The sequence below is a fragment of the Kitasatospora sp. NPDC059973 genome, assembly GCF_042737525.1.
GTDB lineage: Bacteria > Actinomycetota > Actinomycetes > Streptomycetales > Streptomycetaceae > Kitasatospora.
Map to the genome: position 1 here is coordinate 120,564 of NZ_JBHWUI010000001.1, position 13,494 is coordinate 134,057.

Here is a 13,494-nt window from a genome sequence, read left to right on the forward strand (position 1 = left end):
GGTGGCCCGCTCCTCACCGGATCGGGCGGCCGCAAACTCCCCCGGTCCGGTCCGGTCCGGTCCGGTCCGGTCCGGTCCGGTCCGGTCCGAGCGGGCGACGGGCCGAGCGGGCGACGGGCCGGTGTCGTGGTGGGTGGCGGGTTTCAGGTTGGCTTGGCCGTCTCGTCGAAGAACCTGATGAGCCGGGGCAGGGCTTGCAGCACCGATCCGTTGTGGTCGACGTCGCCGACATCGGTCAGCCGGGGCTGTTCAGGAAGGCCTCGGTGAACAGGGCCTCGGAGGTCGCCGGGAGGGCGTGGGCGATCTCCTCGGTGGTGTGGTAGCCGCCGAAGAGGTCCTCCACGTCACCGGCGTAGGGGGGGCTTGAAGGCATCGCCGGGTGTGGGGTAGAGGCCGTACATCCTGTTCCAGGCGGTGGCCAAGTAGGCCAGGTAGAGGCCGGCGTTCCTGATCCTGTCGTCGGCTGCGGCGGCCTCGAAGGCGGAGAGGTTGTAGGGGCCGCTGACCGGGGCGAGGGCCCCAGCCGGAAGTAGCGGTCGGTGTCCTTCTGTTGGAGCGCGCGGCCCACCAGCATGGTCGCGGAGCCGCCCTGCGAGAAGCCGCTGACCTGGACGTTGCGCTGCAGTTCCCGGCCGTTGCGGTGGGCGACGGTGCGGGCCGCACGCAGGCCGTCCACCGAGGCCGCGACGGTGGCCCGGGGGTCGCCGTAGGGGTGGAAGCCCTCACCCGAGCCGAGGCCGACGTAGTCGGGCGCCGAAACGGCTCGTCCGGTCGAGGCCAACAGCAGGGCGACGAGCCGGTCGTTCGACTCGGGATTCCCCGAGGCGACGTCCTTGCGGTAGACGGTGGTGCCGTGCAGCCAGGAGACGACGGGCAGGTCACGCGCCCCACTCCTGGGCAGAACGACGAGCTGGCTCGCGGTCGTGGGGGAACCCGCGCTGTCGGAGGTGCGGTAGGTGACCCGGTAGGTGACCCGGTAGGCGGTCACGCCGTAGCGGACCTGGGTGGAGTCGATCTCGCCCCGGAGTCGTCCGGCCACTTCCTACTTCCTCCGCCGTGAGGTCTGCCGCTTGCCCGACCGAGACGACGGCCCCTCCCTGGGCCCGCTCCCTGGGCCCGCTCCCTGGGGAAGTCGGCCGCCGCCGAGACCGGTACCGCAAGCGCGGACACGCTGCCGAGGACAGCCGCGCCCGCCAGGATCCGAGTACTTGTTCGCCGTGAAGTCATGGAGGGATCCTGCCGCTTGGCCGCTGCGCCGGGACATGGAGCCACCCCCGGCCGTCACGGGGGGGGAAGACCCTCTCAGGGTCTGTCAGAGATGCTGGGCGCCCATCCCTCAGGGGACCGGTCGGATGCCACGGTGCAGGGTGTGGATCGGCGGCCTTCGACCTGGAGCTGGCGATGGCGGTCCTCTCCGGGGCATCACCCCGGCCCAGGCCGAGTCCTCACCGCGGGCCGGGCCGCCGTCCACACCGCCGACCGCGACATCCCGCGCTGCCACGCCCTTGCCGCCGGTCCCGGCCAGGCGGCCCGAAGCCGTGTCGGAACCAGCTGGTGACACCGTTCACGGGAGCGGGCCGGTATACCCCGGGACCCCGCTGTATCGGTGAGGATCCGACCGGAGCACGGTCGGTCAGTCGATGCCTTCGACGATGCGGAAGTCGCGCTCGACGCCGTCGCCGAGGGCGGCCAGCGCCTCCTGGTAGGCCGCGCTCTCGCGGGCCGCGACGGCCTGCTCGAAGCTGTCGAACTCGATCAGGATGGTGCGCGCGGCGATTCCGGCCTCGTGTGCCACGACCCGACCGTCGCGGGCGAGGAGCCGTCCGCCCCCGGCCCGGACGGCCGGACCGGCCAGCTCGTTGTAGGCAGCCAGCTTGTCAGGGTCCGAAATGGTGCGGTAGACGCTGACCCAGTAGCCCTTGGGCATGGAACCTCCAGTGTGGGGATGAGTGCATTCGATGGACGGGTTGGTCTTGGACGAGCGTCGGCGGCCGGCCCGGTCGGCCTGCCGGCCACCGCGAGTCGCTTTCGTGTCAGTCGAGCCGGGGAAGGCGGACGGCGCGCGCGATCTGCGCGGCGCCGCCCACACGGATCAGGGTGCCGGACGCGCCGCGCCGCGCGTCGGCGATGATCGTGGACGGATGGCCGAGGTGATCGCCCATGTCGACCGCGATGGCGGTGACGCCCTGATCCGCGAGATACGCGGCCAGACACGCGGTGCTGTTGGCGTTGGCGACGTCCTCGGGGACGCCGATCGACGGGGCGAACATCCGGGCCGCCGCCCGGCCGTCCGCGTCGGGGACCGAGTAGGCGTAGCAGCCCAGCAGTCCGTAGCGGTCACAGGCATCGCGCAGAGCCGTGAAGTCCGGGCGGAGTTCGGCCAACGCGGTGCGCGATCGTACGGGCAACAGGAGCCGTGGCCGGCCGGGTGAGGCCACGTGGGCAGCGTCGGGAAGGGTTTCGCTGTTCAGGCCGAGGGCGGTCGCGATCGCCCGGAGTCCGGGTCCCCCGGCCTCTCGCGGGCTGATCGGGCCCGGGTCGAACGTGGCCGTCAGGTCGTCGTGTTCCCGCGTCGCCCGGCCTTCGAATACGCGGGTCGTGGTGTGCAGCATGGCCCGGTAGTCGGCGTCGCCGCCGTGGAGCAGCGCGAGCAGCGCCAGTGCGGCGACCGTGCCGTGACCGCAGGCGGGCAACTCGCCTTCGCCGGTGAAGAATCGGAGCCGATACGACGCTCGGGCCCGGTCCTCGCCGTCCACCGCGGTGATGAAGACCGCGTGCGAGGTGCCTGTCGCGGCGGGGACGTGCCGTCGCTCGGCATCGGTGAAGGGCGCGTCGTCGAGCACGGCGGTCGCGCTGCCGCCCCGGCCCTGTCGCCGGCACGCGTCGACGATCGTCACCTCGGGCACGGCGCCGCGTCCGTCGTGATCAGCATCGTCAGGTCGAGCGCGGGCGCGCTGTGTGTCAGGGACCCGATCGAGATGAGGTCGACGCCGGCTTCGGCGATGGCGCGAACCCCGTCCAGGGTGAGGTTGCCGGAGGCCTCCAGGAGGATCTTCGAACCGCCGCGACGGCCGGCCCTCATCCGCGTCACTTCTTCGATGTCGGCCAGTTCCATGTTGTCGAGCATGAGCCAGCCCGCTCCCGCTTCCATGGCCTCGCGGGCCTGCGCGACGGTCTGCACTTCGACGTCGATCGGCAGGCTCCTCCCGGAATCGGCCATACCCTTTCGGACCGCGTCGATCGCCGCGGTCACCCCGCCCGCCGCGGTGATGTGGTTCTCCTTCAGGAGGACCATCGCCGCCAGGGTGAGCCGGTGGTTGCCGCCGCCGCCGGCGGTGACGGCGTACTTGTCCAGCGCCCGCAGCCCCGGGGCGGTCTTGCGGGTGTCCAGGATCCGCGCCGGAGTTCCGGCCACGGCCTGGACGAAGGCGTCGGTGACAGTGGCGATGCCGCATAGGCGCTGCAGGAAGTTCAGCACCGTGCGCTCGGCGGTGATCAGGCTGCGGGCCGACCCGGTCAGCCGCACCAGGACGTCCCCGGCCCGCACCCGTTCGCCGTCCGCGACCAGAGCCTCGACCCCGACCTCCGGGGCGCTCTGGGCGCTCTGGGCGCTCTGGGCGCTCTGGGCGAAGACTTCGCGGACCACGGGCATTCCGGCGACGACGCCGGGCCGGCGGGTGCTGATCTCTGCGGTGGCGACCAGATCGGCCGGGACGCTCCACAAGGTGGTGACGTCGCCGTCGGCCCTGTCCTCCGTCAAAGCGGCGGCCACACTGGCCCGCGCCGCCGACACGGGGAAATCGGCGATCCTCATAGGTGGTTCCTCGCCTCTCGGAGATCGATCATCAGACCGACGAGGCCCTGGACGGCTTCCTCGACGGCTTTCGCTCGCGTCGGGTGGGCATGGATGTGCCTGGCGATCTGCTGTGAGATCCCACATCCGGACGGAACACCACCGGCGCCGATACACCCGCCGCCCCCGTACTCGGCCCCGACCACCGCGGTGCGCGGCCCCGGCGACTGCGCCGCGCGGATGGCCGCGGCGCAGTCGCCGGGACCGGCACCGAGGACGACGACGCCACCGGGAGCAGCGGCGGCGGCGAACCCGACGCCGGCGCGGGGAAAGTCGTCGTCCATGACGTGTTGCTCCGTTCAACAGCCGCCGGATCGACGGTGTGCCCCCATCAAAACCCCTGCGATCCGCTGCCCGCCAATAGACCCACGAGGCCACCCCATAGGCTCGGACCTATCCCGGGAGCAAGGAGCGGACATGCACGACCACCAAGGCGTCGAACTGCGTCATCTCCGCTACTTCGTCACCGTCGCCGAGGAAGGCACGATGACGGAGGCCGCACGGGTGCTGCGGATCGCCCAGCCCAGCCTCAGCCAGCAGATCAGCGCCCTGGAACGCCGGGTCGGGGCCAAACTGTTCCACCGCCGACCCAAAGGGATGGAGCTCACCGAGGGCGGCCGGATCCTGTACACGAGCGCCACACGCACCCTGGCCGAGATCGAGTCGTCGCTGGCGCAGGCACGCGACGCCCGCTCTCCGGTACGCGTAGGGGTCTGCGGCACCGTCCCGGACCACCTGCTGGCACGGGTCGCGCAGGTCCTGGCCGAAGACGGATCCCCGGACGTCGAGTTCACCGAGACCGACTCTCCGAAGCAACTCGACCTGCTACGGACCGGCACCCTCGCCCTCGGGGTGATGCGCGCCTTCCACGACATCCACGGCCTGGCCACGCTCACCCTGGCCGACGAACCACTCGGCGTGCTCCTGCGCCCCGACCACCCGCTGGCCCACCACACGGCCCTGTCCTGGGCCGACCTCGCGGGCCAGGACCTGCTCTGGTTCCCCGCCGAACGCAACCCGCACTTCACCGAGGACGTCCTGGCCCACCTCGCCGGCCACGGCTGGTCACCACGACTACGTACCGTCGACGCGCACAGCCGGGCCCTGTACCGCCACCACCTGCGCAACAACCAGGACCTGATCACCCTACGAACCCGGACCGCCGTCACGAAGGACACCGGGATCACCTGGCGCCCCTTCGCGTCCGACCCGCCACGCGAACGCTTCCTCCTGGCCACCCCCGACGACAGCCCCTGGGCGCACCTGCTGGCACGCTCGGACAGCCGGCCGTCCGGCGACGACGGTACCGGCGGAGCCGGCCAGCACGCGACGAACTCCCCGGTCGCCACCTCGTCGACCAGTGCCGGGCCCATCCGGTCGCCGGCAACCAGCACGACGCGCCCTGGCCCCGCCCGAGCCCGCGGCCGGCACGACCGCTGACCGCTTGCCGCCTCGGCGCCCGGCTTCGCACCTGGGGTCGCCGGAAGGCAGCACCGATTGATCTTGCCGCCCAGATGCCCCCGCTGCCCTCCACCGGCTTCTGGGGCTCAGCATCACGAGCACTCAGTTCCGGTCCGTCCGCGGGGCCCCCAGGAACGAGTCCGCCGCCGAGCCAGCTCGGCGGCTACGAGCATTGCCAGAAGGAGCGTCCTTCGCGGCAATCGGGGCTGACGAAGGCAAATCCTTAACCGTAGCCGAAGTCGAGGACGTACGGATCCTCCTCAGCTTCGCCGGCGTCGCTGATCTTGAAGAGGAACTGCCCGGGGGCCCGACCCGGAAACTCGGGCGGAGGTGACAGCCTGCGCCGCGGCGGCGGCCTCGGTCTGCGCGCGACCGACCTCGGTCGCGGCAGTCGCGGCCCGCCTCGCCGCCCGCTCCTCCGTCTCGGCGAGGGCACTGCGCGCGGAACTCGCCGCCACAGCGGCCTGCGCGGCCCCCGCGCTGGTGCGCTCGGCAAGCGCGGACGCCCGCGCCGCACTCTCCTGCGCGGCGGTGGCACACCCGGCCTGGACGGCCTGTGCCTCACCGGCTCGGGTCGCAGCGTCGGCGGCTGCCTGGGTGGCGCGCTGCGCCGCCTCCGCGCCGGTGCCGGTCGTGGCCTGTGCACGCGCGGCCATGGTCTGGGCGAGTTCCTGCGCCCGGGTGACTCGGGTGGTCGCCTCGATCGCCGCTGCCCGCTCGGCCTCCGCGCGGGCAGCGGCCTGCGCCACGACCGTTTCCGCGCGCCCGGACCGCCCGGCGGCTGCGGCAGCGGCCTGCTGGGCGCTCGCCGACCGCTCGACCGCAGCCCGCACCTCCTGTTGCGCCACCGTGGCGACCTGAGCGGCGGCGACCTGCGCCCGACCGAGCCGGGCAGCGGCCGCCTCGACCCGCTCCACCTCCGTGCGGATACTCGACAACTGGCCGTCGAACGAGCGAAGTTGCTACACGCCGCCGCGCAGCCCGGTCGTCAGACCGGCCAGCCCCGCCTGAAGCTCGACGTAGAGGGTGTAGGCGCCGGCCATCCGGCTACTCCTGCCTGGGCCTCGCACCCGTTGACCTCAAGGACGGCGGTCGGGCCGCTGCCCTGGATACGGACACGCTGAAGCTCGGGGGGTATGGGGGTGGGGGTCATGATCCCGAGCGTAGAAGCCGCGACGGACATGCTGGCCGAGTTCGCGGCCGGCGTCCAACGAACTGACCTAACCAACTACGCCGTTCTGGCAGACTCTTCGGCATGTGGGACGGAGTGATTGATGCGAGGCACCTGTACACCGCGGTTAGGCTAACCGCGCACACCCACGGGCGAGATGGCGCGCCTTCGAAGACAGTTGTCAGCGGAACGGGCTTCATCGTGCGCAGCGGCCTGTTCACCGGGGATCGCAAGGGCTTCCTCGTCACGAACCGGCATGTACTCGACCCTGACTTCGTCAAGTCCAGGCTTCGGACCGTCTACAAGGTTGAGGTCGCGGGGTTCGTGCAGAACTCGGGCGCGTGGAAGGGAGTCTCGTACCTCTCCGGCAACGCGAAGCCGGTCAGGTTCACTATCGAGTCCCCTGAGCCCATGTTCGCGGACGGCGATCACGACATCGCCCTGATCGATTTGGAGACGGCGAAAGTTCCTGGCGGCTGCCCGGACCTTACTGAACTGAGCAACCTGAATCTCGCCTGCAACCTGGACTTCGAGCAGCGGGTTCATGTCGGTGCCCAGGTGATCACCCCGGGCTATCCATCGATCGACCATGTCACCGCGCACCGGCCAATCCTCGTAAGTGGCACAGTGGCATCCAATCCGCGCGAAAGTGCAGAGACCGGCGCACACCAGTGGATGGATCACGTGTTGTGCCACTCCTTCGGCTGGGGTGGCATGTCGGGCTCCCCGGTCTTCGGGTCGAACTAGTCCACATCGACGAACCGTTGGCCGATGTGGAGCCGAACGGCGGGTCGCACGGCTGATCGAGGCTCGGCCCCCAGGCAGACGCGGCGCCCTGGGGGCCGAGCAGGGAAGGCCACAACGTCACGCTTTCGCCTGGGCGGGTCGCCCGGGCCACGGCGACGGTGCTCGCCTCTTCCGGGTCGAGAGCCTGCCCCGTCCGCCCCGTGGTTCCGGTCGGTGCCGCCGCCGCGGTGACGCTGACCGCCGGCACCACGGGGCAGCGTCGACGCGCACAGCGGGGTGACGACCTCAAGAACGAGTAACACCCGATGAGCCAGCACTTTCTACGACGCGTAGCCGTGTCTGGGGCTGTAGAGCCGACGTGGTCCGGCCATAGGCACGGCAGGGGTAGGTCAGCCGGTCTTCAGAACCCATCCCATGTCGGCAAGGATCTGATTGATCGGGACATACCAGATAGTGCTCAGGCACCATGGCGTGCGGTAGCCGGCGTCTGCGGTCTGGCGGCCCTGGCAGTCACGAGTGTTGTCGAGCGAGGTGATGGTCCCCCGGGCCTGGTCCTTTCCTCCACCGTCGGTGAGGGCGAAGACTGGGCCACCGCTGTCGCCATTGGCTGCGGCAATGTCGTTGGGGTCGGTCTGGACGGCCTTGTCCTGGAACTTGCGCCAAACACCGTTGGGTCCCTGCATGTGCTGATCGACGAGCTTGACCTGAAGTCCGCAGTGGACTCCGGAGTTCGCGGCCGACTGGCAGACGTAATCCCCGACGTTGTTGTAGCCAGCTCCGGATACCGGCTTGGCGTAGTTGCTGTCGTCGTTCCACGCGCCGTCGTAGACCCAGGCACTTGAGTGGCCGTTGTTCTTCGGCACGATGCCGATCACGTCGTCAGTGTCGAGGCCGTCGTTCCGGTAAGCGTTTCCCAGGTACTCACGGCTGTACCAGGTGTTGTACGAGCCTTCCCCGCAGTGCCACGCGGTGGTGACAAGGTCCTTGTACAGGCTCGGGCTGTAGACACCGAAGCCCGTCGAGCAAATGCCGCCGCCGGGGGTCTGAACACCGGCTCCACCAGCCCAGGGGTCCCAGTCCGCCCCTCGGGTCAAGTCTGTGACCTGTGGCTCGTACCTCGCATGGACCTCCACCCCCGCTACGGCCGATGTGATGGCGGCGACCTGTGGCGACAACTCATCAGCCGGGAGAGGCGCCCGCAGCGCGAGAGGGTCAGCAGCTCGGGCGTCATCGGTCTCATAGCCAATTTCGAGACCGCTACCGTCGGCGGCCGGCCCGACTCGGTTGATGTGACTGGCTCGCTTCGCCGGGATGGGGAGCGGCTTGCCGTTCGGCAGCAGCTTCTCCCGTGCGGCGTGCAGCTCGGCCTTCGAGTACTTGGCGGACACAACCTGAGTCGTCACACCCTGGGGCAAGTCCCGGAGAACGGCATTGACAAACTCGGGAAGATCACCCTTCCAGTGCAGGGTGATTCGGCTGGCCGCAGCGTCGACCTCGACCTCAGAGAACCCGGGGATCTGATCCCGGTTGGACTCTGAGCGCCCACCAGTGATGCGGTCGACAAGCTTGTCGAGGATCTCCTGCTTCTTCATCAGCTCGATGACCTGAGGGCTTGCTGCTGCAGACAGTACGGCCGCGCCCTGCCCCTGGGTGGCAGTCGGCTTGGGTGCACGATGCGTCGGGCCGCCCGGCTTGGTGAAAGCGGAACTTCCCTGTGCACCCATGGCCGGAACCGCAGCCGAGAGCGACGCGAGGACGACAGTAGCCAAAACCAAATGGCTACGGCTGAATATCTTCCTTTTGGCCATGCAGAAATCCCCCACTATACGATGCCGCCCTGGGCTCACCCCCGGCGAGTACACACTCAATCTTAACGAGCAGGTGCCGCCCTGCGCAGCGGAATTAAAGCCACACTCTGCGCCAATACGGGTAAACTTGGGGCATTTCGCAGCCAGAGTTTTACGACCTCATGACGAGTCCGCCGTGGCCCTTTTGTGAAGACGCTACCCAGATGAGCCAGCGCGGCCCTTCGCCGCTTGACTTGACCGCTGCCCGGCCGCGAGCATGGCAACGACCCCGGGAGGGCCCGTGAAGCAAGGATCTGCCCGCCGCCCACTGCGGCTCGGACGGCACAAGCGCCTGGCCATGATCACAGCAGCCAGCATATTCGGCGCCGGCCTCGCGGTAACGGCGTGGGCATCACAGTCCTCAGACTCAGACGTATACGAAAGCGCCATCCAGGGCCAGCTACTGGTGAGTGCCGACGGCCAAACCATCACATTCACAGCGGGCTGGAGCTGTGAACGGAAGCCCGAACTGGCGGTTCGAGAGAGTTCGCAATCCGTCAAAGTCTCATTGAGGCACAAGAAGCTTTCAGGCCTCTGCGACCCTGGGGGGTACGCGCGAATTACCGCGCATCTGCACTCTCCACTCGGCACTAAATCTCTCGTAGATGCCACTACAGGTGGTGCCATCGTCCATTTCGACGGCCGTAACCTTGCCCAGCCGACCTACCTCCCGGACCACTACCAGCCGTTCAGCGCCGACGAGGTTGCCCAGCTTCCCAGTTTGCCGCCGTTCCCTGCCGACGTCCCGAACTGGGCAACTGGCTATCGCTACGCGTCCGATACCCATCCCGGCTCTTCGCTGCTCATTCGCCAAGCGATGGGGACCTTTGTGGAGTCGACCGGCCAAGGACCCACTATGGTCAACGGCCATCCGGCGGTCTTGAGCAACGCTGACCCCAAGCTCGGTCCCCGGACGCTGACGTGGGCCGATGGCACGTTCACCTACAGCATTTCAACGGGCACTCCATCGTTGCTCTCCGACCAGGATCTGATCCGAATCGCGGAAGGGCTCAAGTAGCGGCTTCTGAAGGGGACCAGGCCGCCTGGAAGCGCCTCCGCAGGCCTGACGAGGCCGGTACCACAGCACACAGCCTCGTCAGACCCAGGTTCAGGTCGATCCCGATAGGTCAGATATAAACGACCTCGTCAAGACGCGTAATCCGGGCAACCGCAACCGTACTCGCCTCCCGTGGGTCAAGGGTCTGCCAGATGCGGCCCGCAGTGCCGGCCGTCGGCGAGGCAGCCGCAATTACGGCGACCAGGCAGTGCCGTCAAAGGGTCAGGTCCACATGAGGAGTGAGGCGAGGGTGACGGCGGCTTTGTAGGACAGGCGGTCTTGTCGTACCTGGTCGCGAGACCGCGCCACTGCTTCAGTCGGTTGAAGCACCGCTCGACGACGTTGCGCCGCTTGTAGAGCTGCCGGTCGAATGCCACGGGGCGACCGCCGAGGCTGCCCCAGGAGGGGCCGCCGCTCCCCGCTCCGGCGGGACCGCCTCCCCCGCTGCCAGTGATCGGCGGCTGGTGCGGGTCCTCCGACCGGCCATGGCTCGCCTTCCCGACCGTGCGACGTGCTCATCTACCCCAGGGCAGGGCATGGCCGAAGACTGCGTTGACCTGTGCCGCGACGTCCTGGCGGACGGTGGCGGGCGAGATGGTGGCCAAGCGGCGAGGGTCCAGGACAACTCGGCCCCTCCGAGGGCTCGGCAGACATCCTCCGCATCCCCGGGCCTGGAAGCGAAGAAGGGCGGCAGTTGACCGATCCCACCGACCGCTGACCGGCCGGTTGCCGGGGCCGTAGGTCAGCGCGCGGTGACCGAGTACGCGGCGAGCGCGCGGTTGCCGCGCGGCTTGGCGATGGCCCGGAGAACGTCGGCCTGGCTCAGGACGAGCTGGCGCACCGGCTCGGGCAGCGCGGCCAGACGCTCCTCCGTCGCGGCGAGGTCGAGGCAGGCGGCTATCTCCCAGTCGCCGTCCTGAAGCTCTCCGGTGTCGACCGGGCCGCTGCCGTCGGCCGTCCAGCCGGCCTCGTGCGTGAGCCTCAGCAGCGCCTCACGGGAGAACGGCGTGCGAACGTTGCCCTGGCCATGAGACCCCGCGGCCTCGGTCTGCCCCTGGATCAGCACGGCGAGAAGGTGCGCCAGCTGGTCGCCGGACGCAGGCGTCAAGTCCCACTCGGCGAAACACAGTCGCCGCGCCCACGGCCGTACCCGGGCCAGTGTGTCCCGCACCTGTCCGAGCGATGCGAAGTACCAGGAGCAATGCGCGAACACAACGTGGTCGAAGGTACTTCCGGGGAAGTCGACCGACGGGTCGAGGACGTCCGTGCCGAAGCGGAAGTCGATGCGCGGCCCGAGAGGGCCTGCCGCGATCCGGGCCGCCGATTCTCCGAGCGTGACCGGCGCCCCGTAGGAGGGGTCGGCCACGTCGACGGCCGTCACGCGCCCTTCGGGCCCCACCGCCTCCGCGAGGACGACGGTCATGTCGCCCTGGCCGCAGCCCAGTTCGAGGACCGTTGAGCCGGGCGCGATCTGCCAGCTCGCCACGAGCGCGGCGCGGTGGCGAGTCTGGGACAGCTGGATGTCCGGGCTGTGATCGGCAGCGGCCATGCCGGCCGCGAGCGAGGGGGCCTTGGCGTGGAGATCGGAGTGATTCACAAAGTCCTTGGTGATACTCGACGGGTCGGTGCGGGCCGATGCTATGGGACTCGTGGGCAGCGCCGCCTCCGATTTCCTGGACATCCCGTGATGCCGCAGTCCGAGCAGGGGGACACACGCGCTCGGTTCCGTCCGATGGTCCATCGTGCGCCAAGGACCGCCGTGCCGTGTCCCCGCTTTGCAGGCTCGCGTACAACGCCTCGACCCGCAGCCGCCGCCCGCCCCAGGTGATCGCGGCGTAGAAGCAGCAAGGGGACGTCTCGGACAGGCACGCTCTTCAGCGCGCCGTCGCCGACCGCGCCCCCCGCGCCCCGCTCCAGGCAGGCGCCTGCTCCGCGCCCCGAAGCGGCAGCACCGTCATCACCCCGCCCCCGAACCTGATCTCGTTCGCCGCGCTCCGCCGCCCGCCGCAGCTCCGCGCTCACCGTCCGGTCCTCCCCGGCCTCGGCCGACTGCTGCGCACCAAGCACCGCGACGAGCGCGAGCACGCCCACGGCAACCGGGCCAGGGGCCGGAGAGCAAGTCACCATGCGGGCAACCCAATGTGGCTGCCCGAGCCCCCGGGACGACCTGACACCGGAACTCCCGCCGTCGGACGACACCCCGAGGCCGGCCTGCCAGGGCCCGTACCAGCCGGCCGCCGTCCGGGCCGTCGGGCAGAGGCACACCGGGCCGCCGTCCGGCGGTCCGCGGACGGCTTCGCGGGACAGACGCGTACCGAGACAGGCCGGAACGCCGCAGGCGCGAACCCCCAGACCGGCCACAGACCAAGGGCGGACTCAGGGGGCCTTGGTGACGACGGGGTCGATCCACGCGCCCACGTTGTTCGAACCGAAGGTGTAGCAGTAGGTGGAGCCAAGGGTGCCGCGGAAGACGCCCTGGACGTTCAAAGTCACGGGCGTCGTCGAGCCGACCGGCACATCTCGTTCCAGTTTCCGGGCGCCGTCCAGCTCGATGTACATCCTCACGGTCTTGCCGGAGGACGAGCTGTCGGCCAGGCCGTATGACGTGGTCAGGGTGGTGTACTGGCGGTCCAGTTGCCAGGTGGCGGTGGCGCAGGTGCTGGAGAGCACGGTGGGGTACAGCGTGCCGTTGACGTTCTGCGGTCCGCGGTCGTAGTTGCCCTGTTCATGGTCGACGGGCAGCAGGTCGTCCACGAGGGAGACCCGCCCGGGTGTGGTGGGCGGCGGCTGGCCGCTGCCGCTCGGGGCCGGAGCGGTGATGGGCGTGGAGGGGCCTGCCGGGGTCGCGGTCACGGTCACGGTCACCGTGGCGCGTACGGTCTCGGTGACGGTGCTGGCGGTGGGTGAGTTCACCACAGCGGGAAGTCCGAGGAAGCCGAGGAGGAGACCGGCGAGGGCGGTGCCGGCCGAGACGAGCGCCGCGATCTCGCCGAGGCGGCGGCCGGACGCGGGCGCGGGTCCGCCTCCGGCACCCGGCGGCGGGCCCGGGGGCACCGGCGGGACACCGCCCGGCGACGGTTCACCAGTCACTGCCGGCTCCTTCAAACGGCGTCACCGCACGGGCGTTGGCTCCCCTGCGCCGACTGACGGAATATCAGGAACGATATTCGCCGATCCCGAGCCCGCACAACAGAGGGCCTGCGGGAAGCATGGGGCCGCGCTGTCCGGAGTGCCGCGTAACACGCGAGGCCAGGGCGGAGTCGATCCGGGGTGAGAACCAGCGGCACCACCTCTGCCTTCTCCCCGGCCCCGGCCCGGCGGGCTCGACCCGAAGGCCGGCCGCGCCATCGCCGGGTCG

At 69.9% G+C, this 13,494-nt stretch carries 12 protein-coding genes and 1 pseudogene; 3 read left to right on the top strand and 10 right to left on the bottom strand.

Annotated features, from left to right (window positions below):
- Window positions 1-235: 235 nt before the first annotated feature.
- From ACFWA9_RS00395 to ACFWA9_RS00415, 5 genes are all read right to left on the bottom strand, one after another.
- Window positions 236-1,039, bottom strand: coding sequence for a lipase family protein (locus ACFWA9_RS00395; protein ID WP_380382019.1), 804 nt, complete (start codon window positions 1,037-1,039; stop codon window positions 236-238).
- 594 nt (window positions 1,040-1,633) lie between these two features.
- Window positions 1,634-1,927, bottom strand: coding sequence for a DUF1330 domain-containing protein (locus ACFWA9_RS00400; protein WP_380382021.1), 294 nt, complete (start codon window positions 1,925-1,927; stop codon window positions 1,634-1,636).
- 106 nt (window positions 1,928-2,033) lie between these two features.
- Complete coding sequence (locus ACFWA9_RS00405; protein WP_380382023.1) at window positions 2,034-2,897, bottom strand: PhzF family phenazine biosynthesis protein; 864 nt, start codon at window positions 2,895-2,897, stop codon at window positions 2,034-2,036.
- The gene (nadC, locus tag ACFWA9_RS00410) at window positions 2,894-3,814 is read right to left on the bottom strand and encodes a carboxylating nicotinate-nucleotide diphosphorylase (protein WP_380382025.1); all 921 of its coding nucleotides are present in this window, start codon (window positions 3,812-3,814) and stop codon (window positions 2,894-2,896) included. The genes ACFWA9_RS00405 and nadC overlap by 4 nt, the downstream gene beginning before the upstream one ends.
- On the bottom strand, window positions 3,811-4,137 hold the full coding sequence (locus ACFWA9_RS00415; protein WP_380382027.1) for a hypothetical protein: 327 nt from the start codon (window positions 4,135-4,137) through the stop codon (window positions 3,811-3,813). The genes nadC and ACFWA9_RS00415 overlap by 4 nt, the downstream gene beginning before the upstream one ends.
- A gap of 133 nt (window positions 4,138-4,270) precedes the next feature.
- Between ACFWA9_RS00415 and ACFWA9_RS00420 the strand changes: the two genes are divergently transcribed.
- Entirely contained in the window at window positions 4,271-5,293 is a 1,023-nt protein-coding gene (locus ACFWA9_RS00420; RefSeq protein WP_380382029.1) for a LysR family transcriptional regulator, read from the top strand.
- A 281-nt stretch (window positions 5,294-5,574) separates the two neighbouring features.
- Here the strand turns inward: ACFWA9_RS00420 and ACFWA9_RS00425 are convergent, their stop codons facing one another.
- The gene (locus ACFWA9_RS00425) at window positions 5,575-6,231 is read right to left on the bottom strand and encodes a hypothetical protein (RefSeq protein WP_380382031.1); all 657 of its coding nucleotides are present in this window, start codon (window positions 6,229-6,231) and stop codon (window positions 5,575-5,577) included.
- Window positions 6,232-6,569: 338 nt separating this feature from the next.
- Between ACFWA9_RS00425 and ACFWA9_RS00430 the strand changes: the two genes are divergently transcribed.
- A complete protein-coding gene (locus tag ACFWA9_RS00430; protein WP_380382033.1) occupies window positions 6,570-7,232 on the top strand; it encodes a serine protease in 663 nt (220 codons plus the stop codon).
- 389 nt (window positions 7,233-7,621) lie between these two features.
- Here the strand turns inward: ACFWA9_RS00430 and ACFWA9_RS00435 are convergent, their stop codons facing one another.
- On the bottom strand, window positions 7,622-9,040 hold the full coding sequence (locus ACFWA9_RS00435) for a trypsin-like serine protease (RefSeq protein ID WP_380382034.1): 1,419 nt from the start codon (window positions 9,038-9,040) through the stop codon (window positions 7,622-7,624).
- Window positions 9,041-9,377: 337 nt separating this feature from the next.
- Between ACFWA9_RS00435 and ACFWA9_RS00440 the strand changes: the two genes are divergently transcribed.
- Entirely contained in the window at window positions 9,378-10,097 is a 720-nt protein-coding gene (locus ACFWA9_RS00440; RefSeq protein ID WP_380382036.1) for a hypothetical protein, read from the top strand.
- 261 nt (window positions 10,098-10,358) lie between these two features.
- Here the strand turns inward: ACFWA9_RS00440 and ACFWA9_RS00445 are convergent.
- The 3 genes and pseudogenes from ACFWA9_RS00445 to ACFWA9_RS00455 all read right to left on the bottom strand — a co-directional run.
- Window positions 10,359-10,534, bottom strand: a pseudogene (locus ACFWA9_RS00445) (transposase); the annotation flags it as partial.
- A gap of 344 nt (window positions 10,535-10,878) precedes the next feature.
- The gene (locus tag ACFWA9_RS00450; protein ID WP_380382119.1) at window positions 10,879-11,733 is read right to left on the bottom strand and encodes a class I SAM-dependent methyltransferase; all 855 of its coding nucleotides are present in this window, start codon (window positions 11,731-11,733) and stop codon (window positions 10,879-10,881) included.
- Window positions 11,734-12,512: 779 nt separating this feature from the next.
- Window positions 12,513-13,226: a hypothetical protein gene (locus tag ACFWA9_RS00455; protein WP_380382037.1), complete on the bottom strand. Its 714-nt coding sequence runs from the start codon at window positions 13,224-13,226 to the stop codon at window positions 12,513-12,515.
- Between the last annotated feature and the right edge of the window lie 268 nt (window positions 13,227-13,494).

What these genes read in the sequence shown, in the direction of transcription:
- ACFWA9_RS00400 (WP_380382021.1), bottom strand. Translation starts at nt 1,927, where the DNA reads ATGCCCAAGGGCTACTGGGTCAGCGTCTACCGCACCATTTCGGACCCT.
- nadC (WP_380382025.1), bottom strand. Translation starts at nt 3,814, where the DNA reads ATGAGGATCGCCGATTTCCCCGTGTCGGCGGCGCGGGCCAGTGTGGCC.
- ACFWA9_RS00415 (WP_380382027.1), bottom strand. Translation starts at nt 4,137, where the DNA reads ATGGACGACGACTTTCCCCGCGCCGGCGTCGGGTTCGCCGCCGCCGCT.
- ACFWA9_RS00420 (WP_380382029.1), top strand. Translation starts at nt 4,271, where the DNA reads ATGCACGACCACCAAGGCGTCGAACTGCGTCATCTCCGCTACTTCGTC.
- ACFWA9_RS00430 (WP_380382033.1), top strand. Translation starts at nt 6,570, where the DNA reads ATGTGGGACGGAGTGATTGATGCGAGGCACCTGTACACCGCGGTTAGG.
- ACFWA9_RS00435 (WP_380382034.1), bottom strand. Translation starts at nt 9,040, where the DNA reads ATGGCCAAAAGGAAGATATTCAGCCGTAGCCATTTGGTTTTGGCTACT.
- ACFWA9_RS00440 (WP_380382036.1), top strand. Translation starts at nt 9,378, where the DNA reads ATGATCACAGCAGCCAGCATATTCGGCGCCGGCCTCGCGGTAACGGCG.